Here is a 22,130-nt window from a genome sequence, read left to right on the forward strand (position 1 = left end):
CGTGATCGTTGCGGTGGTCGACATCTCAAACCCTTCGGTCGTGGCAGTGGCCGCAGATACATGAAGGCCCTTGTGCTGGCGCCGGCCTGGTCGAGCCTCAGGACCCGTGGAGCCGGTTGCGCCACACGAAGTGTTCGGTGACGCGCGGCGGGACGTCGGCCGCTGCGTCTTCTGGAGCAGTCGTCGTTGATGAGGCAGGTCCGGTCCCGCTGACCGTCGCCGCATGCATCCGGTGTGAGGACTCGTGCGTGGGCGCCGGCGTGACCACGACGGGGCATCCGGCGAGGCGAGCCGCGTACTCGCTGACGGACCCGAGTGCGGCATGCCGGATCGACTGGGTGCCGTGGCTGCCGATCACCAGCAGCGCGGCGCGGTTGGAGGCGTGGACGAGGACCTCTTCGGGGCGGCCGGGGACGCACTCGTACGACAGCTGTGGCGCGGGTTCGTGCTCGTCGCGCAGGACCAGGTCGATCACGTGCCGCTGGATCTCATCGGCTCGTCGACCGGCGTCCTCATCGGCGTCTGCTGGCCAGGCGGTGATGGCCTGCACACTGCAGCGACGCAGCCGCGCCTCGGCCAGGGCCCAGCGCAGCGCGTCGTGGGAACGCTCCGAGCCGTCGATTCCGACCACGATCATTGGGCTGGACATGGCAGACCCCCTTCGCGGGCTTGATAACTCGACTGTGCGCCCGTGGGCTGCTCGACTGCAGAGGCGAAGGTCCCGGACCTGTCCGACTCAGCGGCGCGGTTCTTGTGGTTCGTCCTGGGTGACGGCGTAGATCGCGGCCTGGGTGCGGCGCTCTACGCCCAGCTTGCCCAGCACCGACGTGACGTAGTTCTTGACAGTCTTCTCCGCGAGGGAGAGTGCTTCGCCGATCTGGCGGTTGGTCATGCCCTGGGCGATGTGGTCAAGGATGCGGCGTTCCTGCGGGGACAGCAGGTCCAGGCGTGTGTCGCGCTGCTGCGGGCGTGCCCACGAGGAGCGCACCCGACGAACCCGTTCAGGGTCGAGCAGGTTCTTCCCAGCCGCGACCGCGCGGATCGCGGCGGTGAGCCCGTTGCCCTTGATGTCCTTGAGCAGGTAGCCGGCAGCGCCCGCGAGGACCGCGGTGGCCAGGGCCTGGTCGTCGTCGTAGGAAGTCAGGATCAGGGCCGCGGTCTGTGGGTACTCGGAGCGGATGTCGCGGCAGACGTCGATACCTGAGCCATCGGGCAGCCGGGCATCAAGCAGCGCGACGTCGGGGCGTAGCGCGGGGAGGATGCGCCGGGCCTCCGCGGCGGATCCGGCTTCGCCGACGACCTCCAGGTCCGGCTCGGCCTCGAGCAGCTCGCGTACACCCCGGCGAACGATCTCGTGGTCGTCCAGGAGGAAGAGTCGGATCGTCATGTGGCCCCTCGAATCAGTGGCTGTCGGTGTGGTGCTGGTCATGCCGGCACCGTCGCCAGCGGTGCCGAGCGCAGCCCGAGGTGCTCCCAGGTGGTCTCGTCGAGGACGACGCGGTCGATGGAGGATGTCGTATCGCGCAGGTTGGCAGCTGGATCATCGGTCAGTGTGACGTCGACACGGACCAGGCATGGCTGCGTCGGTTCAGTGAGCAGCGCCAGGTGCACGGCGTCCCAGGTCTGGGCTAGGACGCATCCGACATCGTGGCGGCCGTCGGCGGCGGCGATGACACGCAAGGGGCGGCCCTGACCAACGGCCTCATGTGCGGCGTACTCCAGCAGGGCGAGGTTGGGTCTGCTGGCATCGTGGGGGACGACGATTGCGCCGGCGTCCTCCGCGTGTCTGGGCCGCCTGGCAGATGGGGGCGTGGGGAACAGCAGGTCTCGCGTGATGAGCGCAGGTGCGTTGGACATTGTGGCCTCCACTCACGTTCAACAGGACTGAGTGCGAGCCTGCGGCCGCCGGCGGCGTCTACACAGGGCCCTTGGTCCCGGCTTGTGCGTTCTCGAGCGGGATGCTCCACACCAGTCGGGTGCCCTGGCCGTGGGAGTCCGTGAGCTCCAGTGTTCCGCCCCGGGTGGTGGCCCGTTGGCGCAGGTTGGCCAGGCCGCTGCCGGGATCGCTGGCCCTGAGGCCTTTGCCGTCGTCGACGATCTCGGTGGTCAGGCGGTCTGGCGATCGATGTAGAGCGACCTGAGCATGCTGTGCATGGGCGTGCCGGGCAACGTTGGCGAGACCTTCGCGGACCACTGCCAGCACGTCGGACTCGACGTCGGCGCCCAGATCGGTCAGGTCGTCGTTGACCTGGAGATCGGGCAAGAACCCGAGGATGTCCGTCGAGTCCTCGACGATGACCTTCAGGTCCTGGCTGAGGTCCTGCGGGGCGTGTGCCCGGTGCAGCTCGAAGATGGTGTGCCTGATGTCCTTGATGGCGCGGTCGAGGTCCTCGACGGCTTCGTCGAGGCGTTCGCGAACGGTGGGATGTGTCGCGAGCCGGCCCGCGGCCTGCAGCGACAGCCCGGTCGCGAAAAGGCGCTGGATGACGTGGTCGTGCATATCTCTGGCGATGCGGTCACGGTCCTCCAGAAGCGCCAGTCGCGACCGGTCCTGTCGGGCTCGAGCGGCCACGAGGGCGAGGCCCGTCTGGTTGGACAGCACGGAGACGAGCTCGACCATCTCCGCAGCGACGGTCTCGCTATCGGGCGGCCAGACCAGGACCAGCACGCCCAGGTTGTCATCACCGATCACGACGGGCAGCAGCGCGGCCGGACTCGTGTCTTCCATGTTCAGGAGCTGTCGTGCCTGACGGGCGAGAGCGTCGTTGCGACCGGACTCCTCGGGCGGCGCCAGCACAGCCCGATGCTCTGAGATCAACAGGTGCCAGCCGGGGTCTCGCAGCCGCGCGCCGACCTCGGAGTCCTTGCCAGAGGAGGAGAGGCTGACAACCCGCAGGTCGCCAGCCGCGTCGTACAACGCGACCAGTCCGCCTGCGGCATATGTGTGTTCGCACGCCTGAGCGACCAGGAACGCCATCGCATCCCGCTCCGCTGTGCCTTCGAGCAGACGTTGGCCGAGCTCGCCGGCTACCTCGAGCAACGCCCGCTGCCGGCGAGACCGCTCGTAGAGGCGGGCGTTCTCGATCGCGATCCCAGCCGCGGCAGCCAGAGCGACGAGGATCGTCTCGTCGTCATCGGTGAAGTCGCCTCCACCGTGCTTCTCCGTCAGGTAAAGGTTGCCGAACACCCGGCCCCGGATGCGGATCGGTGCACCCAAGAAGGTGCGCATCGGCGGGTGGTCGGGCGGGAACCCGGATGCCGCTGGGTGCGCTGACAGGTTGCTGAGGCGGACTGCGTGGGGTTCGCGGATCAGGAGGCCAAGGACGCCGTGGCCGTGCGGGAGCTCGCCGATGGCGGCGCGTTCCTGATCGCTCAGGCCTTGGGTCACGAACTCCACGAGGTGCTCGCGGCCTCGGTCGAGGACGCCCAGTGCGCCGTACTTCGAGTCCATGAGCTCGCACGCCGCTCGAACGATGCGGGTGAGCACGTCGCTGAGCTGGACGTCTGCGGTGACCGCCATCACCGCGTCGAGCAGTGCCGCCACCCGCTGCTGTGCCTGTGTGGAGGCCAGCGCTCGGTGACGGAGTTCTTGGATCAGGTCATCCAGGTCGAGCGCCGCTGTCACGAGCGGCGGCGTCCGGCGTGGATCCGTTGAGGAATCCACCACGCGGCCATCTTATGAGCCCGAGGTCCGGGGCCAGGACCAATGGCCCTGTAGCAGGGCTCGTGGGACGGCCACCGTCATGACTAACAACGCGCTCGTGGGGACGACGACGTTCTGACCGGCGAGGCACGAACGCCCATCGAACGTGTGGACCCGAAGGGGTTGGATCTGAATGACCGACATCATCCGCTGGATCGTCGTTGCCGGCCTCGCGGTCCATGGGCTCATCCATCTGCTCGGGGCGGTCAAGGGCTTCGGTTGGAACGAGGTTGCCCAGCTCAGCGCACCCGTCGGACCTACTGCAGGCGTTCTGTGGCTCGTAGCGGCGCTTCTCGTTCTTGCGGCCGCGGGCCTTCTCGCTGCGGGTGCGCCGACGTGGTGGTGGGCGGTTGCGCTGACCGGCGTGCTGGCCTCTCAGATGGCCATCGCGACCGCCTGGAGTGACGCGAAGGCGGGCACGGCCGTCAACGTCCTGCTCCTTCTCGCCGCCGGCTACGCCTTTGCCGCGGCGGGCCCTGGCAGCTTCCACGCCCAGTGGAGCCAGCAAGCGACCCGCGCCCTGGCCGAAGCCGGACCCACACCGTCACTGCTCACCGAGAGCGCACTGCGGGGCCTGCCAGAACCGGTCGCTGCCTACGTGCGGCGCTCCGGGGCCGTAGGACGACCACGGGTGACCAACTTTTCGGCCACCTTCCATGGCCGGATCCGCGGTGGTCCCACCCAGGCGTGGATGCCGTTCCATGGCACGCAGGTCAACACGTACTGGCCACGGCCACAGCGGGTCTTCATCATGGACGCCACCAAGTCCGGTCTGCCGGTTACCGCGCTGCATCTGTTCGCCGCTTCAACGGCCACCATGCGCGTGAAGCTGCTGTCGTTGGTCACGGTCGTCGACGCGGCCGGACCGGAGATGAATCGCGGTGAGACCGTCACTGTGTTCAACGACCTCGTCGTGTTCGCGCCGGGCGCGATCATCGGTGCCCCGATCCGATGGACACTCTTGGACGCGCAGCACGTTCGTGGTGTCTTCACCGATAATGACCAGAGCGTCTCCGCCGTCCTGACCTTTAACCCTCAGCACGACCTGGTCAATTTCACATCGCAGGACCGGTCGCGGGCCTCCAGCGACGGAAAGTCGTTCACCCGGCAAGGCTGGTCCACGCCCTTGTCGGAGCATCGAGACGTACGCGGTCGACGGGTGCTCGCCGCGGGCGAGAGCCGCTGGCACGCGCCACCACCCGAGGGTGAGTTCACCTACGTGGAGCTCGCCGTCGACGACATCGCGTACAACGTGCATAGCGTCGGCAGCGGATACGAGTCCGGCTTGCGGACTCTGACTGGAACATCGCCGTGACCTCCCCGGGTGTCGACCTCTACCGGATCCCGCTCGGAACCGGCGACCAGGGCGGTGGGTGCGATGGCGCCGGTCTGGGCGCTCGAGGAGCCCGACCGCGGAGTCGTGACCGAAGGTCCAGTCGGCCTGCGATGGCTGGGTCGAGCTCGCCTCTTTCGCTACGAGGTTCGGTGCTGGCGCAACGTCACGATTCCTGACCTGCGGTCGGCGATCGACAGTCCGCGGCGGGTCGGCACCGGCAACCTACAGGCCCATCGTGTGCTCGATCTGGTGCCCTCGTTCCCGTCGGTCATGTGGGGACGCGACGAACAACGTACGGGCGAGATGTGGAACTCGAACTCCCTCACCTCTTGGCTCCTCGCGAGCAGCGGTCACGACGTCACCGCGCCGAGCGCCCAACCGCCGGCATCTGGTCGCGCACCCGGATGGTCGGCCGGCCTGGTCGTCGCTGCCCGCACCGAGCAGTCCGTTCGGGGCTGATGTCCGGTCCCGGGACCAATGGCCCTGTGAGGGCCGCCGTTTGAGGGGCAGCGTGGGGTGGCACAGCACAGATGACTCAAGGAGTACGCCATGACCAGCAGCCCTATCCCTCCCGGAGCGATCGTTGTCGGCCTGGACGGGTCGTCCGAGAGCGTCAACGCACTGGACTGGGCGACCGCCTACGCCGCTGACCGAGACCTGCCGTTGCACCTCGTGCACGCCGACAATCCCGACTGCCTGCCGGAGGATGCGGACGAGGAAGCGCGCTCGATGGATGAGATCTGCCGACGCGGGCTGAGCAGGGTGCAGCGGCGCGAACCCGGTCTGAGCCTGACCTGGAGCCAGCCGCAGACCAGGCCGGCGTCGGCTCTCGTCGCCGCTGCAGACACGGCCACCACCGTTGTCGTGGGTTCCCGGGGTTCCGGAGCTCTGCAGGATGCCCTGCTCGGCTCGGTGCCAATCTCCGTGTCTGCCCTGGCTCGCTGCCCAGTCGTGGTGGTCGGCCCGTCGATATCCGCCGGCCACTCGGCCGGCCCAGTCGTCGTCGGTGTCGATCATGGCCACCGGACTCAACCAGTCCTGCAGTACGCCTTCGAGGAGGCGCGGCGTCGCAGCGTCCCGCTCGTTGCCGTGCACGCCTGGCTGATGGACCCGTTCGCCTACGCGACCGTGCTGCCCACGAGTGCCGAGGACGGAACCGACACGGTCACCCGAGCTCACCACGACCTCGAGCAGATCCTCACCGGCTGGGCCGAGCGCTTCCCGACCGTCGAGCTCCGCCGCCGCGTCGTGCGATCAGACCCGACCGAGGCCCTGGTGAAGTACAGCGCGGACGCCGGCCTGCTCGTCGTGGGCACCCATGGGCGCCGCGCGGTCGGCGGTCTTCTGCTGGGCTCAGTCAGCCAAGGCGCCATGAGAAACGCCAGCTGCCCCGTCGTGGTGGTCCCGACACCGACCGCGGTGGATCAGTCCGTCGCGGACCGTGTCGCGGCCGCGGGCGTCTGAGCAGCAGGCATTTCCCGGTCGCACTGTCCACCAGGACGGTGCGACCGGGACTTTCAGCGCAGGCTCGCGTGGCGCGAGATGACCGGTAGACCCTGCCACCACTGACCGAGTCCCAAGGTGTTGCCCGCGTGTAGGAGTGGCAGTGCGAGCAGGACCATCGCGTAGATGAGGTGCTCGTCCATGAACGGGTTGTTGGCCGGCGGTAGAACCACGGTCCACATCACCACGAGCATCAACGCCCCGGACCATGCTGCGACACGGGTAGCGACACCGAGCACCAACGCGATGCCGATACCGGCCAGGCCGATCATGAACAGCCAGTCTGCCCAGGCGTCCCCGGCGATGCCGTGGTAGAAGCCCTTGAACGGCCCGGCCGCCGAGAAGTGCAGGAACCCGTACGTCGGGTGCCCGCCGTTGACCCAGGCCTGAGCGTTGGTCGTCTCGTGGCCGAGCCCGAAGGTCTTGTCGAGGAAGGCCCACAAGAAGATCCATCCGAGGCTGATCCGGGTGATGGCGGTGAGCCAGTGCAGAGCGGTCGGACTCGGTCGAGCGTGCGAGGGGCGATCGACGGAAACCGAGTCACGATGGACGAGGTGGTTGATGGCATTCACGGGGAGCTCCCTAGCTAGACGCCACGGTGGGCGCATGAATCCTTGATAGGCCCCACGATCCGCCGCTGAGAGGCGACCCGGTAGGGGCCAAGGTCCCTCCCAATAGCGTTCTCTGCCAACGCCATTCGAGAGACATGTCGCGATGTCGACGGTCGCTCAAGACTGATCAGATCGCTCGGGCTCCGGCGACGGTCGCCTCACCGCTCGTGGCATCCGTACGCCCCTGCGGCGTCCGGATGACGACGACCGGGCACGACGCGTGCCGCACCGCCGCGCTGCTGACCGGACCCAGCAGGAACCCACCCCGCGGGCGTCGCCCGCGAGTACCGATCACCAGGAGGCAAGCGTTCTCGCTCTGCCCGATGAGCGCTTCCACGGCACTGGTGCTGACCGTCAGAGGACGGACTTCGACCTCCGAGTACATCTCGACCAACCCCGCCAGTGCCTGCTCGAGGATCGTGTACGCGCCGGCCGGGTCATCATCGGCGTTCGCCTCCTCCTGCCCGCCGGTGGGCGCGTCAGGCTCACGGTCCACTGCGTGCACGGCAACTAACGGCACCCCGCGTGAGGATGCCTCTCGGAAGGCGTACTCGAGCACGCCGGTCAGTCCCTCCCCCTCGTCGACTCCGACCACAACGGGCGCATTCGGGGCTGCTTGCTGCACCGGGGTTCGCACCACGACAACCGGACAGTGCGCGTCTGCTGCCAGCTGCACCTCGACCGAACCCATGAGCGCGCGTTGAATCGCTCCTGCGCCGCTGCAACCAATGACGACGGCCTCCGCAACGGCCGACGCGGAGATCAAAGACCGGATCGCCTTGCCGTGGTCAGGGGCGCGCAGGAGATGAACGGCCAATCCACGCCGCTCACCCTCGAACGTCGCCCATCGCACGGCTGCGTCGCTCTCCGGCGATCCGTCGACCCCGACGACAAGGGATCCGCGTGGAACTTCGTGGGTCTGCATGGCTGGTTCCTTTGCTCGGGCACCACCACCCTGGGCGTGATGTCCGGCCAGCTACAGGGCCGTTGGTCCCGCAGACGGAAGCAGGGCATCAATCGCGCCGATGAGGGGGACCTTGTGCCCTGGGCGTGGCCGTGCTGCGAGTGCACTGTGGACGCACGTTCGCTGAGCTCAGGAGGAACACGATGGCCGCACACGCCGAGGTTCTACCCCGCCCTGCCTATCCCGTACATGTCGACGGTGCCGACAGCCCCGATGCGTCTCGCTGGCTGTGGCTGGTCAAGTGGCTGCTCGTCCTGCCGCACGTCGTCATCCTGCTGGCGCTCTGGGTCGCCTTCATCGTGACCAGCGTTATCGCCTTCTTCGCGATCCTGGTCACCGGGCGCTACCCCCGGGCGTTGTTCGACCTGAACTCCGGCGTGCTGCGCTGGACCTGGCGGGTCGGGTACTACGCGTACAGCGCCAACGGCACCGACCGCTACCCGCCGTTCACCCTGGCAGATGTCCCGGACTACCCCGCTCGCCTCGAGATCGACTACCCCGAACAGCTGTCTCGCGGGCTGGTCCTGGTGAAGTGGTGGCTGCTCGCGGTGCCGCACTACCTCATCGTGGGAGTGCTTCTCGGCGGCGGATCCTGGGCGGCGCGGTCCGATGGTGTCCACTCAGGGAGCGCTGGACTGATCAGTCTCCTGGTCCTGATCGCCGCGATCGCTCTGGCCTTCACCGGCACGTATCCGAGGTCGCTCTACAACCTCATCCTCGGCCTCAACCGGTGGGTGCTGCGGGTGGCGGCGTACGCCGCACTGATGACCGATGTGTATCCGCCGTTCCGTCTCGACATGGGCGCGCACGATCCGGACCTGTCCCTGAGCAACCCGGACAGCCCGATCAGCTGATCGGTGACGACGGCTGAGTGATGCAGGTCACGGAACAATCGAGCCTTCGACAAAGTTGAGCCTAGTAGTAGCAACTTTGCGGAGCGCGGTTTTGACAAGGACCGTTCCGAGGAGTTGAGTCAGATCCGGTCAACCGTGAGGTGACGTACGACGTCACGCGAGCGGCGACGTACAGCATCACCCCACACGCAAGGAGCACACACAACATGGCACGTGCGGTAGGCATCGACCTCGGCACCACGAACTCTGCCGTCTCCGTTCTGGAGGGCAACGACCCCACGATCATCGCCAACGCCGAGGGCGGCCGTACGACGCCGTCCGTCGTCGCGTTCGCCAAGAACGGCGACGTGCTGGTGGGCGAGATCGCCAAGCGTCAGGCGGTCACCAACGTTGACCGCACCATCCGGTCGGTCAAGCGCCACATGGGCACCGACTGGAACACCGAGATCGACGGCAAGAAGTACACGCCGCAGGAGATCTCGGCCCGCATCCTGCAAAAGCTGAAGCGCGACGCGGAGTCCTACCTCGGCGACACCGTCACCGACGCGGTCATCACCGTGCCGGCGTACTTCGACGACCACGAGCGCCAGGCCACCAAGGAGGCCGGTGAGATCGCGGGCCTCAACGTGCTGCGCATCATCAACGAGCCCACTGCGGCCGCGCTCGCGTACGGCCTGGACAAGGGCAAGGAGGACGAGCTCATCCTCGTCTTCGACCTCGGTGGCGGCACGTTCGATGTGTCCCTGCTCGAGGTGGGCAAGGACCCCGAGGACGGCTTCTCCACCATCCAGGTCCGCTCCACCAGCGGTGACAACAAGCTCGGTGGCGACGACTGGGACGACAAGATCGTCCAGCACCTGCTGACGACTGTGAAGAACACCTCCGGTGTCGACCTGTCCAAGGACAAGATCGCCATGCAGCGTCTGCGCGACGCCGCGGAGCAGGCCAAGAAGGAGCTCTCGTCCTCGACGAGCACCAACCTCTCCCTGCAGTACCTGTCGATGGGTGAGAACGGTCCGATCCACCTGGACGAGACCATCACTCGCGCGCAGTTCGAGCAGCTGACCAAGGACCTGCTCGAGCGCACCAAGGCGCCGTTCAACCAGGTCATCAAGGACGCCGGCATCAAGGTGTCCGACATCGACCACATCGTGCTGGTCGGCGGCTCGACCCGCATGCCCGCCGTGGCCGAGGTCGTTAAGGAGCTCACCGGTGGCAAGGACGCCAACAAGGGCGTCAACCCGGACGAGGTCGTCGCCGTCGGCGCGAGCCTGCAGGCCGGCGTCCTCAAGGGCGACCGCAAGGACGTCCTGCTGATCGACGTCACGCCGCTGAGCCTCGGCATCGAGACCAAGGGTGGTCTGTTCACCAAGCTCATCGAGCGCAACACCGCGATCCCGACCAAGCGCTCGGAGGTCTTCAGCACCGCGGAGGACAACCAGCCGTCGGTCGAGATCCAGGTCTTCCAGGGTGAGCGCGAGATCGCCAAGGCCAACAAGCCGCTCGGCAACTTCGAGCTGACCGGCATCGCGCCGGCACCTCGGGGCATCCCGCAGATCGAGGTCACCTTCGACATCGACGCCAACGGCATCGTGCACGTGTCCGCCAAGGACCGCGGCACCAACAAGGAGCAGTCGATGACCATCTCGGGCGGCTCGGCGCTGCCCAAGGAGGACATCGAGCGCATGGTCAAGGAGGCCGAGGAGCACGCGGCCGAGGACGCCAAGCGTCGCGAGGACACCGAGGCGCGCAACACCGCCGAGCAGCTGGTCTACTCGACCGAGAAGTTCCTCGAGGACAGTGGCGACAAGGTCCCTGAGGACACCAAGACGGAGGTCAACACCGCGCTGACCGACCTCAAGGACGCCCTCAAGGACGAGAACACCACGCCCGAGGACATCTCGGCCAAGAGCAAGACGCTCTCCGAGGTCTCCCAGAAGATGGGCGCCGCGATCTACGCCGCGTCACAGGCCGAGGGCGAGGCCGCTCCGGGTGCCGATGCCGGTACGCCGGGTGCTGAGTCGGCGTCCGACGCCGGGTCCTCGTCCTCTGACGATGACGTCGTCGACGCCGAGGTCGTTGAGGACGACGACGCCGAGGGCGACAAGAAGTGACTGATGGACGTTCCTCGGCCGGCTCGCCTGAAGAGCCGGCCGAGGGGCCCATCATCCGCGACAAGCGACGTATTGACCCGCAGACTGGTGAGGTACGCGATCAGACAGCAGAAGGGAGCTCGCCAGTGACGGACGACGAGACCCAACCGCCCGAGGACGAGACTGCAGCCGCACAGCCAGCCGCGGACGTACCGGAGCCCGAGACGGCATCCCCGACCTCGGAAGAGGCTGTTGCCCCTGCCGACACCGACGTGGCCGGGGCCCTGCAGGACGAGCTGCTGCGTGAGCGGGCGGCGTTCCACAACTACCGAGAGCTGATGAAGCGCGAGCGGCCCAAGGATCGCGAGCAGGCCATCGGCACGGTCGTGGAGTCGCTGCTGCCGGTGCTGGACGACATCTATCTCGCCGAGCAGCACGGTGATCTCAAGGACAGCCCGTTCGAGAAGATCGCGGTCAAGCTCGAGACCACGCTGGGCAAGCACGGTGTGCAGCGCTTTGGCGAGGTGGGCGAGGCGTTCGACCCGCAGCACCACGAGGCGCTCATGCACATCGAGGCTGAGGTGCCCGAGGGCAGCGAGGGAACCACGGTCGTACAGGTCATGCAGCCGGGCTACCGGGTGGGGGAGCGCGTCGTGCGTCCCGCCCGCGTCGCGGTCGCGGATCCGCAATAGCAACAACACAACTCGCCGGTCGAGTAGCGCTCCAGTGCTACTCGACCGGCGGGGTTGAAGATGACGGGAAGGAGGCAGGGCTGAGTGGCTAGTCAGGACTGGTTCGAGAAGGATTTCTACGCGACCCTCGGTGTTGCTGAGGACGCGTCCGAAGCCGACATCAAGAAGGCGTACCGCAAGCTCGCCCGCAAGTGGCACCCCGATCAGAACCCGGGTGACGAGGCGGCAGAGCGGAAGTTCAAGGAGATTGGCGAGGCCAACGCGGTCCTGTCCGATCCCGAGGAGCGACAGCAGTACGACGCCGTACGCCAGATGGCCCGTGGCGGAGCGCGATTCACCGCCGGCGGCCCCGGTGGCAATGGCGCGGGCTTCGAGGACGTCTTCGGCTCGATGTTCAACGGTGGAGCGCCCGGTGGTGGCGGCCAGCGCGTCCGTTTCTCCACCGGCGGCGGTGGCCAGCAGGGCATCAACCTCGAAGACCTGCTCGGCGGATTCGCTGGGGCGCAAGGTGGTTCGCCGTTCGGTGGTGGCGGCTACGGCCAGTACGGCGCGCCCGCAGGACCGCGTCCGGGCCAGGACATTCAGGCTCGCACGTCGCTCACGTTCCGCCAGGCCGCGACGGGCGACACCGTCACATTGCAAGGCGTCGACGGCAAGTCGATCACTGCGCGAATTCCCGCTGGTGTCAAGGACGGTCAGAAGATCCGCCTCCGCGGCAAGGGCCACGCCGGCGATCCCGGCGCGCCCAAGGGCGACCTGTTGCTGACGGTCTCCGTGCAGCCGCACCCGGTCTTCGGACGCGACGGCAACAACCTGACGCTCGAGCTCCCGGTGACCTTTGCCGAGGCCGCGCTGGGTGCGACCGTCGAGGTGCCGACGCTGGAGGGCAAGCCGGTCAAGGTACGCGTGGCGCCGGGCACTCCGAGCGGTCGCGTGCTGCGTGTCAAAGGGCGTGGCATCAAAGCGAAGTCGGGCGCGGGCGACCTGCTCGCCAAGGTGAGCGTCGTCGTACCCCAGCGTTTGACCGACGAGGCGAAGGCGGCGCTCGAGGCGCTGCAGGCGCAGGAGCAGGACGTCAACCCGCGCGATGAGCTGAAGGCCAAGGCTTCCTCATGAACAGCAGCGTCGACGATGCCGGATCGACGGAGCCTGCGACGTCGACCGGAGGAGGAGCGGTGCGAAAAGACACAGGGAACCAGCCGGTCTATGTGATCTCGGTGGCGGCCGAGCTCGCGGGCATGCACGCGCAGACGCTGCGGCAGTACGACCGGCTCGGGCTGGTCACGCCGTCCCGGACTCGGGGCGGCGGCCGTCGCTACTCCGCGCACGACGTCGAGCTGCTCCGCGAGGTGCAGCGCCTCTCACAGGAAGAAGGCGTGAGTCTCGCTGGTATCCAACGGATTATGGAGCTCGAGCACCAGGTCGAGGCGCTTCGGTCACGGGTCGCCGAGCTGACGGCCCAGGTCGAGCAGCTGCGTCACCAGCCGGGCACCCGCATCTTCGCGGCCGGCCCGGACGGGCAGATCGTCGCCCTTCGTCCGGGCGAGCGGCCGACCCGACGCCCGGTCAGCACGTCGCTGACCGTATGGCGTCCCGAGCAGTAGGCGTGCGGTAGCGCCAACCTGGGTCAATTCTTGGTCAGGACAATGTCGGTCTCTTGACCAAGTCGTGCGACCTACCTCACACTCGGCGGAAGTCGCCCTGCCGAGGAGAGCTGATGCCACAGCCAAGCCCACGACCTACCCGTCCACCGGCTGGTCTCATGCGAGCCAACCGGCGCAGGCGATCTGAACGGCCGCTCATGCGCAGGACACGGTTGACGGTCGCCTTGTCCACGATGGCGCTGCTGGCGGGCGGTGCGGCCGCCAGCCCGGCTACCGCGAGCACCTCGACACCCACCTATCGCGAGTACGTCGCGTTGGGTGACTCGTGGAGCGCCGACGTCTTCACCACGTTCCCGCCGACGACGGAGTACACCCCGTTCGACTGCGCGCAGTCCAGCAGCAACTATCCGCACCAGGTGGCCACGCTGCTGGGGGTGCAGACCTTCCGAGACGCCACTTGTGGCAGCGCTACGACCGAGGACATGACGCAGCCACAGAGTGGACTGCCACTGGGTGGCACGAACCCGCCGCAGTTCAACCGGCTGACCCCGACCACCGACCTGGTGACGCTAGGCATCGGCGGCAACGACAGCGACTTCGAGGGCGCCCTCGTGAAGTGCCTCAATCTGATTCCGGTGCCGTTGCCGTTGCCGAGCCCGTTGGGCGGATCGTGCAAGACGGCGCTGACCGCTGGTGGTGTCGACCGGGTTTCCCAGGCGATCAGCAAGACCGGGCCGAAGGTGGCCAAGACCATTGCCGGAATCCGCGAGCGCTCACCGCGCGCCCGCATCCTGCTGGTCAACTACCTCAATGGCCTTCCGGCCAACGGCGTCGGCTGCTGGCCGATCGTGCCCATCACCAACGTTGACATGGGCTACCTGCAGACCAAGTTCGTGGAGATGAACAAGATGCTCAGCAGCGTTGCGGCCAGCAGCCACGTGCAGCTGGCGGACACGTACACACCCACTCTGGGACACGACATGTGCAAGTCGCCGACGGTGCGTTACGCCGAGGGGCTGATCCCGCTGTCGGTCCAGAATCCTTTGCTGCTCGCGTTCCCGTTCCACCCCAACCAGGGTGGCGCCGACGCTCAGGCGAAGGCTGTCTACGGCGCCATCACCTCCGGCACGACCTGGCGTGAGCGCTACACCGGTGGTGACAACGGCCGTCAGAAGGTGGGGATCAGGAGCTGATCGCGCGCTGTCCGCGTGGTCGTACTTCCCTGCGATCACGCCGGGGAGTGCAGCTCGGCCGCTCGGTGCCGTGCGATCTTCTTGAGACCGGCCGCAGGTCGAATGGCCTCGGGCCACTTCGGGGCCAGCGCGTCGCCTTCGCGGACGCCGCGCATCCGACGACGCACCAACGGGATCACCTCGGTGCGCACGAACACTCGCTCCTCCGCAACGGCCTGCCGCCAGGTGCGTGGTTCCCACGCCGGCAGCTCGGGCAGCTTGAGCGTGTGCGGGATGCCGAGCGCGTCGAGCACGTGCCCGGCGAGGCGCTTGTGCCCGACCTTCGACATGTGGATCCGGTCGGCGCTCCAGAGGCGACGGTCGTCGTACTCCCGCAGGAGCGTGTGGTCCAGCAGCTGTGCGTCATATGTGCGGGACAGCTCGCGAACACCGTTGTTGAATATGCGGATTCGCCGACGCAGCGGCTCGAGCATCGAGGAGACCTTCATGTCGAACGTCGTGAACACCACCACCCGCGCGCCTGACGAGCTCAGCCGGCCGAGAGCCGCTTCGTAACGCTCCATCACCGACTGCATGTCGACCCGCAGCGACAGGATGTCGTTGCCACCCGCATAGAACGTGATGAGCGTCGGCCGCAGTGCGATGGCGGCGTCGAGCTGTTCAGCGACGACCTCGTCCAGGACCTTGGAGCGGATGGCAAGGTTGGCGTACTCCCACGTGGGGTCGTGCCGCCCCATCTGACGCGCGACCCGATCAGCCCAACCGCGCACGCCGTTGGGATACATCACGTTGTTGTCGCCCACACCTTCGGTGAACGAGTCACCGACGGCGACGAATCGCCCGCCCATCAGGGCCAGACGGTACGCCGGCCGGTCGCCATCACGGAGAACCTCAGGTGACGTGTGGGCGAGTGTCTGGCAACGAGCCGGGGTTGTCGAAAGCGGACACGAATGGTCCGCCTGTCGCTCTAGCGTGAGCGCCATGGACATGAAACTCGAGCTGGTGGCCGTACCCGTGAGCGATGTCGACCGGGCCAAGGAGTTCTACGTCAAGGTCGGCTTCAACGCCGACCACGACAAGGTGGTGACCGACGACCTGCGGTTCGTGCAGCTCACACCTCCCGGGTCGGCCTGCTCGATCTGCATCGGCACCGGACTGACCCAGATGAAGCCCGGCTCGATCGAGGGGCTGCAGATGGTCATCGCGGACGCGGACGAGGCGCACGCCGACCTGAAAGCCCGAGGTATCGAGGTCAGTGACGTCGATGACCAGCCGTGGGGTCGGTTCGTCTACTTCTCCGACCCGGACGGCAACCGATGGTCACTGCAGGAGCTGCCGGACTGGTCGACCGGTGCCGGCGGCGACGGCACCAACCCTTACGTCGCCGACGACAAGGCTTAACCCACCCACCGCCGGTCGAGTAGGCGAGCCCCAAAGGGCGAGCCGTATCGAGACCAGGTGCACGCGCGCACCTGGTCTCGATACGCCTCCGCTGGCGCTCCGGCTACTCGACCAACGGGTGGCCGGGATGTCAGGCGTAGACGCCTAGCTCCCAGATCGAGACGCCGTACGACGTTGCGCGGGTCTTGGCGTAGACCTTCACGTAGCGCGCCGACGTTGGCGCGAACTGCACGACCTCGTGCCCGCCGTCGCTGCCAGAGACCGTCTTGATGGTCCGCCACGTCGTGCCGTCGGCCGAGACCTGGATGTCGTAGTCGCGGGCGTAGGCCGTCTCCCACCGCACCGAAACGCGGCTGACACGCTTCGCCTGTCCGAGATCGACCTGCAGCCACTGCCCGTCCGACCAGTTGCTCGCCCAACGGGTGTCGGTGCGACCGTCGACTGCGTCGGACGGCTGCCGGTTGTTGAACAGGTCGTGCTGGTAGCTGCTCGCCGTGGTCGGCCGCTCGGCCGCGAGATTGACCGCAGGAGTAGCCGATTCGGCGCCGGCCCACGTCCGCAGGTAGGACTCCGGTCCGCGGGCGAGGTCATCGATGATGCCCTGGCCGCCCACGAGGCGAAGGTCCTCGACGTAGTCGGGGATGAGGCCGTAGTGCGCGACGCCATCGGTGTTGATGTCCCACGTACGCTCGCCGGTCCGCTGCTTGTCGATCGTCGACCCGCCGTCGAAGGACTTGAACGGGTACTTCACCGGGTTGGACGCGGCGTCGTCGCGCGGTGGGGGAGTGCCGCCGAAACCGTTCATGTCGAAGCCGAACCCGATGCCGACGCCGTACTTGTTCCGGATGGGTGCGGTCCGCTTGTACTCGTCCACAAAGCCCTTGGACGCGTGGCCATAGATCGTCGAGAAGCCGCCGAGTCCGTACAGCCGGTCGAGGTAGCCCTCGTCCATCCACGAGTGCGAGGCGAGCACGCCCGGGTACTTTGCCTCTTCGAGAATCGACAGCGTCTGACCCGCGGCCTTGGCGCTCATGTGGTCGACCTCGACCATCATGCCGCGCTTGACCATGCCCTTGACCGCGTACGACCCGAGGTCGGTGAGGCCGCGCGTGTTGCACAACGTGCCCGAGCCGTAGACGGGCAGGATCGGCGGCAGCAGCTTGGCGAGGTCGGGCGGGAGCACGCCGCCAGCCGGACTGTTGTCATGGGGCTTGCTGGCGTCGCACGGCTTGGCGTCCCACCAGGTGCCGGTCGACAGGAACTGGCCTGCGTTGATGATCGCTCCCTGCGTGCCACCGTCGAAGCGCACGCCGCACAGCGCGTTGTCGAACTTGTGGCAGGGGAACATCGATCGCACGCCGAGTCCGTAGAGCTCGTCCAGACCCTTGTCGATGTCGGTCTTGGAGCACTGCGCCACACCGAGAATCTGCTTGCACCCGAACGGTTCTGACGTCTCCACGCCCAGCACGACCGCGAGCTTGCCGGCCTTGACGACGTTGCGCGCTTCGCCGCTGCTCTTGACGATCCGGAACCAGCCCTTGCCCGGTCCGCCGTACTGGTTGTCGATGAACGTCTGCAGGGCGTACGTGTCCTTGGCCTGCAGTCGGATCGCGTCCATCTCGTTGCACGACTGGTAGGTGCCGGGGTTGATCGAGCAGAGGACGCCGTTGCTGACCAGGTCGTTGACCATGATGCGCTGGCCGCCACGCCACGCCCGCTCGACCCATCGGTAGTACATCTGCTGATGCGTCAATGAGTTGTACGCCGGCCAGTCCTTGAACGTCGGCCAACCCGTCACGTCGTGGGTGCCGAACGGGTTGCCACCGTTAGTGAGGTTCTCCAGGAGGGCGAACTCGCCGTGTGGGCCGTGCGAGGCACAGTCCTTCAGTGCATCGGCAATTCCATTGTCGGAGAACACTTTTCCGCAGACAGCAGCGCCGCCCATGCCGTCCTGCATGAACAGGTGGGTGTGGGCGTCAATGAGTCCGCGGACGGTGCCGTCAGGAGCCGTGCCGGTGAACGGGGTGCCCGTCACGTTCACCTCCGACTCCGGTGACGGGATGTTCGGTCCGGCGGCGTACGACGGTGCGCCGGCGAACGTAGCGGCCGTCAGGGCGGCCGTGACGAGGCCGAGACTGACACGGATGCGGCGTGAGCTCATCATTCCTCCTGGGTGCGGGTCAGGCGGGTTGGCGTGCGGTGAGGTGCTGCTGGAACCAGTGGTAGGAGTCCTTGGGTGTGCGAGTCAGTGAGTCGAAGTCGACGTGGACCAGGCCGAACCGCTCCTCATAGCCCTCCGCCCACTCGAAGTTGTCGAGTAGTGACCAGGCGAAGTAGCCGCGCACGTCGACGCCGACATCGATCGCCTCGGCAACAGCGCGAAGGTGCTTGGCGTGGTAGGAGATTCGCGCCTCATCGTGAACCGCGCCATCCGAGCCGACCACGTCGTGGAACGAGCAGCCGCTCTCTGTGATGTAGATCGGGGGCAGGCGATCGCCGTACCGCTCCTTGAAGGTCACCAGGATCTCGCGCAGCCCGTTGGGCACGATCGCCCAGCCGAAGTCGGTGGTCTCGTGCCCTGTCGCCTGGCTGACCTGGAACGGGAGGTCGGCCGGGAGGGCCACACCTTCGCCGAGCGAGGGTCCGGCGAGCTCGCTGCCCGGTGCGGACACGACAGCCGGCTGGTAGTAGTTGATGCCGAAGAAGTCCAGGGGACTGCTGATGGTCTTGAGATCCTCCTCGACCGGCCCGGGCATGGCCTCGGCGAAACCGTCGGGGTACGTGCCTTTGAGGATCGGGTCGGCGAAGAGCCAGTTGTAGATCGAGTCGTACAGCTCCGCGGCACCCTTGTCCTCGTCGGAGTCCGAGCCTGCCCAGGTGGGAGCGTGATTCGACGCGATGCCGATGTTGGTGGCGCCGGCCGCCCGCAGTGCCTGCACGGCGAGGCCGTGGCCGAGCAGCTGGTGGTGCGCGATGGGCAGGGCATCGAAGCCGAGCTCAAGTCCGGGCGCATGGATGCCCAGCGCGTGGCCCATCAGGGTGACGACAACGGGTTCGTTGAGCGGCATCCACATCGCGACCCGGTCGCCCAGCCGGTCGGCGACGATGGTGGCGTAGTCGGCCAGTCGCTGCGCGGTCTCACGGGACTGCCAGCCACCCGCATCCTGCAGTGCTTGGGGCATGTCCCAGTGGAAAAGCGTTGCGGCTGGGGCGATCCCGGCGGTGAGGAGTTCGTCGACCAGCTTGTCGTAGTAGTCGAGGCCGGCCTCGTTCGCAGGACCCTGACCCGTCGGCTGGATGCGCGGCCACGCGATGGAGAACCGGTAGGCATCGAGGCCGAGGTCCTTCATGAGGGCGACGTCCTCGCCGTAGCGGTGATAGCTGTCGCATGCGACGTCGCCGGTCTCGCCGTTCTTGATCCTTCCGGGCTCACGAACGAAGGTGTCCCAGATCGAGGTACCGCGTCCGCCCAGCTGGACGGCCCCTTCGATCTGGTACGACGCCGTCGCCGCTCCGTAGACGAATTCGGCTGGCAGCTGGGGGAACTCAGACACGACAACAAACTCCTCAATCAACGGACTTGATGAAACGAACGAGTACGGCGCCGACCGCGCTGACGATGCCCGAGATCAGGAAGAGCATCGGATAGCCGCCGACATGGGTGACGACGACTGCGGCGATCGCCGGAGCGAGAACCTGTGGGAGGGAGGACGCAATGTTGAGGACGCCCATGTCCTTGCCGCGTGCTGCGGCAGCCGGCAGAACTTCGGTGATCAGGGCGAAGTCGACGGACGTGTAGACACCGAAGCCGATGCCGAGGACGAACGCCGTTGGGATTGCCATGGCCCAGGTGGGGGACACGGCCAGCATGACGCCGGCCGCAGCCATGATCACGCCCGAGGCGGTGACGAACACCTTCCGTCGTCCGAGCCGGTCGGACCAGACACCGGAGACCACCACGGCGAGGACAACGCCGACCGCATTGACGGCACCCAGGATCAGGACGCCCGTCTCGGCGTTATCGCGGTTGAGCTCGTCGCGCAGGAAGTAGAGCAGATAGACGAGCGCCGCAGCGTTGCTCAGGTTGAACAGGAATCGCGTCAGCCAGGCCCAGCCGAAGTCGGGGTAGTCGCGCGGGTTGATCCAGAAGCCCCGGACGAACCCGCCCCAGCTCCACGACGGTTGTTGCGACTTCGGCAGCACGGAGTCCTGCCGACGGCGTACGAAGGGCACGAGGACGAGCAGCATCACGACCGCGCATGCCGCGTACCCCGCGACGCCGGGCAGCACGGTCGCCACGCCTATCGCGATGAATGCGCCGAGCATCTGGGCAAGTCCGAGCCAACCGGCCGCTGAGCCACGTTGAGGCGCTGGCACCTGGTCGGGCACAACTGCGGTCAACGCGGCCCACGGTGCGTTGAGGGCGGTCTGCACCACGCACCATCCGAGCGCCATGAGCAGCACGCTCGAGGTCGCTCCGACGCCGACGAGGGCCATCGCACCGACGACCGCGCCGACCACAATCCACGGCATCCGACGACCGAAGCGCGACGTCGTACGGTCCGACAACGCGCCCCACAGAGGGTTGGCGACGGTGGAGCACAACGCACCGAGGGCGGTGACGAGCGCGAGGATGAACTCCTTGTTGGCCGGGTCGATGTTCTCGGCCTGGTTGGGCAGCAAGATCTGGATCGGCCCGAACAGCCCGATCATGATGCCGACCCACGCCAGGTTGAACCGCCACATCCAGCCCCGGCCGACCGGTGTGGTCGGTTCGGCGGTCGCGGACAGCGTGGGCGCGGTCATCACTGGCTCGCGATCAGCTGCTGGAACCACGCGTACGAGTCCTTGGGCGTGCGCTTGAGCGTCTCGTAGTCGACATGGACCAGTCCGAACCGCTGGGTGTAGCCGTGGGTCCACTCGAAGTTGTCGGTGGGTGACCAGACCCAGTAGCCACGGACGTCAGCACCGTCGTCGATGGCCCGGCGTACGGCTCGGATATGGCTGTCCAGGTACGAGATTCGGCCGTCATCGTGAACCTTGCCGTCGTCGCCAGGCTCTTCGGTGCCTGGCTGCTGGGACGTGCCGTTCTCGGTGATGACCAGGGGTGGCAGGGCGTCGCCATAGCGCTCGGTCAGAGTCACCAGGATCTCGCGCAGCCCGTCCGGGTTGATCTCACCGCCCAGACCTGTGGTGGGTCCCTCGGGCTCCAGCACGGTGAAAGGGATGTCCGCCGACAGCTCGTACCCGTTGATCGCGGAAGCCTCGCCCGTCGGTGCGGAGATGCGGGAAGGGCTGTAGTAGTTGACGCCGTAGAAGTCCAGGGGAGAGGAGATGACCTTGAGGTCGTCCTCGACCGGGCCGGGCATGGCGTCGGCCCAACCCTCCGGATAGGCGCCACGCAGGATCGGGTCCGACCACAGCCAGTTGTTCAGCGTGCTCGAGAGCTCGGCCGCCTCGACGTCGGCAGTGGCGTCGCTGGCCGGCCAGTTGGGCGCGTGCGGGTTGGCCGTGCCGATGCCGGATCCGCCGGCCGCTCGGATCGCTTGCACTGAGAGGCCGTGCGCGAGCAGCTGGTGGTGCACCGTCGGCAGGCTGTCGAACATCATCGCCTTGCCGGGGGCGAACTGTCCGAGGGCATATCCGAGGAACGTGAGCACCACCGGCTCGTTCAGCGGGATCCAGTAGGCCGCCCGGTCGGCGAGGCGCTCGGCGACGACGGCGGCGTACTCACCGAACCGCAGGGCCGTGTCGCGGTTCATCCAGCCGCCGGCCTCCTCCAGAGGGGAAGGCGTGTCCCAGTGATAGAGCGTCGGGGCCGGCTTCAGACCCGCCGCGCACATCTCGTCGACGACCCGGTCGTAGAAGTCGAGACCGGCCTTGTTGATCTCGCCCGAGCCGGTGGGGACGATGCGTGGCCACGCGACGGAGAAGCGGTAGACGTCGGCACCGAGGTCACCCACCAGGCCGACGTCCTCGGCGTACCGGTGATAGAAGTCCGCGGCTGTCGCCGGGGTGTCGCCGCCGGCAATCCGACCGGGCTCTGCGCAGAAGTCGTCCCAGACCGAGCGGCCCCGGCCACCGGCCTGCAGTGAACCCTCGGTCTGGAAGCCGGACGCGCCGACGCCCCACTCGAACGATGACGGGAACGCAGGCGGATTCTCCATGGCGCGGGC

At 67.3% G+C, this 22,130-nt stretch carries 21 protein-coding genes; 10 read left to right on the top strand and 11 right to left on the bottom strand.

The window, feature by feature from the left end:
• Positions 1-97 precede the first annotated feature (97 nt).
• From VV02_RS05585 to VV02_RS05600, 4 genes are all read right to left on the bottom strand, one after another.
• Complete coding sequence (locus VV02_RS05585; protein ID WP_083449940.1) at positions 98-649, bottom strand: universal stress protein; 552 nt, start codon at positions 647-649, stop codon at positions 98-100.
• 87 nt (positions 650-736) lie between these two features.
• Positions 737-1,429, bottom strand: coding sequence for a response regulator (locus VV02_RS05590; protein ID WP_281177286.1), 693 nt, complete (start codon positions 1,427-1,429; stop codon positions 737-739).
• A complete protein-coding gene (locus VV02_RS05595; RefSeq protein WP_052590371.1) occupies positions 1,426-1,857 on the bottom strand; it encodes a hypothetical protein in 432 nt (143 codons plus the stop codon). The genes VV02_RS05590 and VV02_RS05595 overlap by 4 nt, the downstream gene beginning before the upstream one ends.
• Positions 1,858-1,915: 58 nt before the next feature.
• A complete protein-coding gene (locus VV02_RS05600) occupies positions 1,916-3,664 on the bottom strand; it encodes a sensor histidine kinase (RefSeq protein WP_169787645.1) in 1,749 nt (582 codons plus the stop codon).
• Positions 3,665-3,836: 172 nt separating this feature from the next.
• Between VV02_RS05600 and VV02_RS05605 the strand changes: the two genes are divergently transcribed.
• From VV02_RS05605 to VV02_RS05615, 3 genes are all read left to right on the top strand, one after another.
• The gene (locus VV02_RS05605) at positions 3,837-5,018 is read left to right on the top strand and encodes a DUF6544 family protein (RefSeq protein WP_052590373.1); all 1,182 of its coding nucleotides are present in this window, start codon (positions 3,837-3,839) and stop codon (positions 5,016-5,018) included.
• 63 nt (positions 5,019-5,081) lie between these two features.
• Complete coding sequence (locus VV02_RS05610; protein ID WP_157063282.1) at positions 5,082-5,498, top strand: hypothetical protein; 417 nt, start codon at positions 5,082-5,084, stop codon at positions 5,496-5,498.
• A 90-nt stretch (positions 5,499-5,588) separates the two neighbouring features.
• On the top strand, positions 5,589-6,503 hold the full coding sequence (locus VV02_RS05615) for a universal stress protein (protein ID WP_052590375.1): 915 nt from the start codon (positions 5,589-5,591) through the stop codon (positions 6,501-6,503).
• Positions 6,504-6,556: 53 nt separating this feature from the next.
• On the opposite strand, the gene VV02_RS05620 is transcribed toward VV02_RS05615, so the two are convergent.
• Positions 6,557-7,114 carry a DoxX family protein gene (locus VV02_RS05620; RefSeq protein WP_218917352.1) on the bottom strand — a complete coding sequence of 186 codons (558 nt, stop codon included), beginning with the start codon at positions 7,112-7,114 and terminating at the stop codon, positions 6,557-6,559.
• Positions 7,115-7,280: 166 nt separating this feature from the next.
• Entirely contained in the window at positions 7,281-8,078 is a 798-nt protein-coding gene (locus VV02_RS05625; RefSeq protein WP_052590377.1) for a universal stress protein, read from the bottom strand.
• 182 nt (positions 8,079-8,260) lie between these two features.
• Here VV02_RS05625 and VV02_RS05630 point away from each other — a divergent pair, with 182 nt between their 5' ends.
• The 6 genes from VV02_RS05630 to VV02_RS05655 all read left to right on the top strand — a co-directional run bounded on the left by VV02_RS05630 (position 8,261) and on the right by VV02_RS05655 (position 14,553).
• A complete protein-coding gene (locus VV02_RS05630) occupies positions 8,261-8,971 on the top strand; it encodes a DUF4389 domain-containing protein (RefSeq protein WP_052590378.1) in 711 nt (236 codons plus the stop codon).
• Between the two features lie 206 nt (positions 8,972-9,177).
• On the top strand, positions 9,178-11,085 hold the full coding sequence (gene dnaK, locus VV02_RS05635) for a molecular chaperone DnaK (RefSeq protein WP_052590379.1): 1,908 nt from the start codon (positions 9,178-9,180) through the stop codon (positions 11,083-11,085).
• Between the two features lie 125 nt (positions 11,086-11,210).
• A complete protein-coding gene (locus VV02_RS05640; RefSeq protein ID WP_245633002.1) occupies positions 11,211-11,756 on the top strand; it encodes a nucleotide exchange factor GrpE in 546 nt (181 codons plus the stop codon).
• Positions 11,757-11,840: 84 nt separating this feature from the next.
• The gene (locus VV02_RS05645; protein WP_052590381.1) at positions 11,841-12,872 is read left to right on the top strand and encodes a DnaJ C-terminal domain-containing protein; all 1,032 of its coding nucleotides are present in this window, start codon (positions 11,841-11,843) and stop codon (positions 12,870-12,872) included.
• Positions 12,873-12,931: 59 nt separating this feature from the next.
• The gene (locus VV02_RS05650) at positions 12,932-13,360 is read left to right on the top strand and encodes a heat shock protein transcriptional repressor HspR (RefSeq protein ID WP_052596573.1); all 429 of its coding nucleotides are present in this window, start codon (positions 12,932-12,934) and stop codon (positions 13,358-13,360) included.
• Positions 13,361-13,557: 197 nt separating this feature from the next.
• Positions 13,558-14,553: an SGNH/GDSL hydrolase family protein gene (locus VV02_RS05655; protein ID WP_169787646.1), complete on the top strand. Its 996-nt coding sequence runs from the start codon at positions 13,558-13,560 to the stop codon at positions 14,551-14,553.
• Between the two features lie 35 nt (positions 14,554-14,588).
• Here VV02_RS05655 and VV02_RS05660 read toward each other — a convergent pair whose 3' ends face one another.
• Positions 14,589-15,401 carry an SGNH/GDSL hydrolase family protein gene (locus tag VV02_RS05660; RefSeq protein ID WP_052590383.1) on the bottom strand — a complete coding sequence of 271 codons (813 nt, stop codon included), beginning with the start codon at positions 15,399-15,401 and terminating at the stop codon, positions 14,589-14,591.
• A 133-nt stretch (positions 15,402-15,534) separates the two neighbouring features.
• Between VV02_RS05660 and VV02_RS05665 the strand changes: the two genes are divergently transcribed.
• Positions 15,535-15,954, top strand: coding sequence for a VOC family protein (locus tag VV02_RS05665; RefSeq protein WP_052590384.1), 420 nt, complete (start codon positions 15,535-15,537; stop codon positions 15,952-15,954).
• A gap of 130 nt (positions 15,955-16,084) precedes the next feature.
• Here VV02_RS05665 and VV02_RS05670 read toward each other — a convergent pair whose 3' ends face one another.
• Genes VV02_RS05670 through VV02_RS05685 form a run of 4 tightly spaced genes read right to left on the bottom strand, consistent with a single transcriptional unit; the run spans position 16,085 to position 22,121 of the window.
• On the bottom strand, positions 16,085-18,115 hold the full coding sequence (locus tag VV02_RS05670; RefSeq protein WP_218917353.1) for a galactose-binding domain-containing protein: 2,031 nt from the start codon (positions 18,113-18,115) through the stop codon (positions 16,085-16,087).
• A 19-nt stretch (positions 18,116-18,134) separates the two neighbouring features.
• Positions 18,135-19,508: a GH1 family beta-glucosidase gene (locus tag VV02_RS05675; RefSeq protein ID WP_052590385.1), complete on the bottom strand. Its 1,374-nt coding sequence runs from the start codon at positions 19,506-19,508 to the stop codon at positions 18,135-18,137.
• A gap of 13 nt (positions 19,509-19,521) precedes the next feature.
• A complete protein-coding gene (locus tag VV02_RS05680; protein WP_218917355.1) occupies positions 19,522-20,790 on the bottom strand; it encodes an MFS transporter in 1,269 nt (422 codons plus the stop codon).
• Complete coding sequence (locus tag VV02_RS05685) at positions 20,760-22,121, bottom strand: GH1 family beta-glucosidase (RefSeq protein WP_052590387.1); 1,362 nt, start codon at positions 22,119-22,121, stop codon at positions 20,760-20,762. The genes VV02_RS05680 and VV02_RS05685 overlap by 31 nt, the downstream gene beginning before the upstream one ends.
• Positions 22,122-22,130 lie beyond the last annotated feature (9 nt).

It is taken from the genome of Luteipulveratus mongoliensis, assembly GCF_001190945.1.
GTDB lineage: Bacteria > Actinomycetota > Actinomycetes > Actinomycetales > Dermatophilaceae > Luteipulveratus > Luteipulveratus mongoliensis.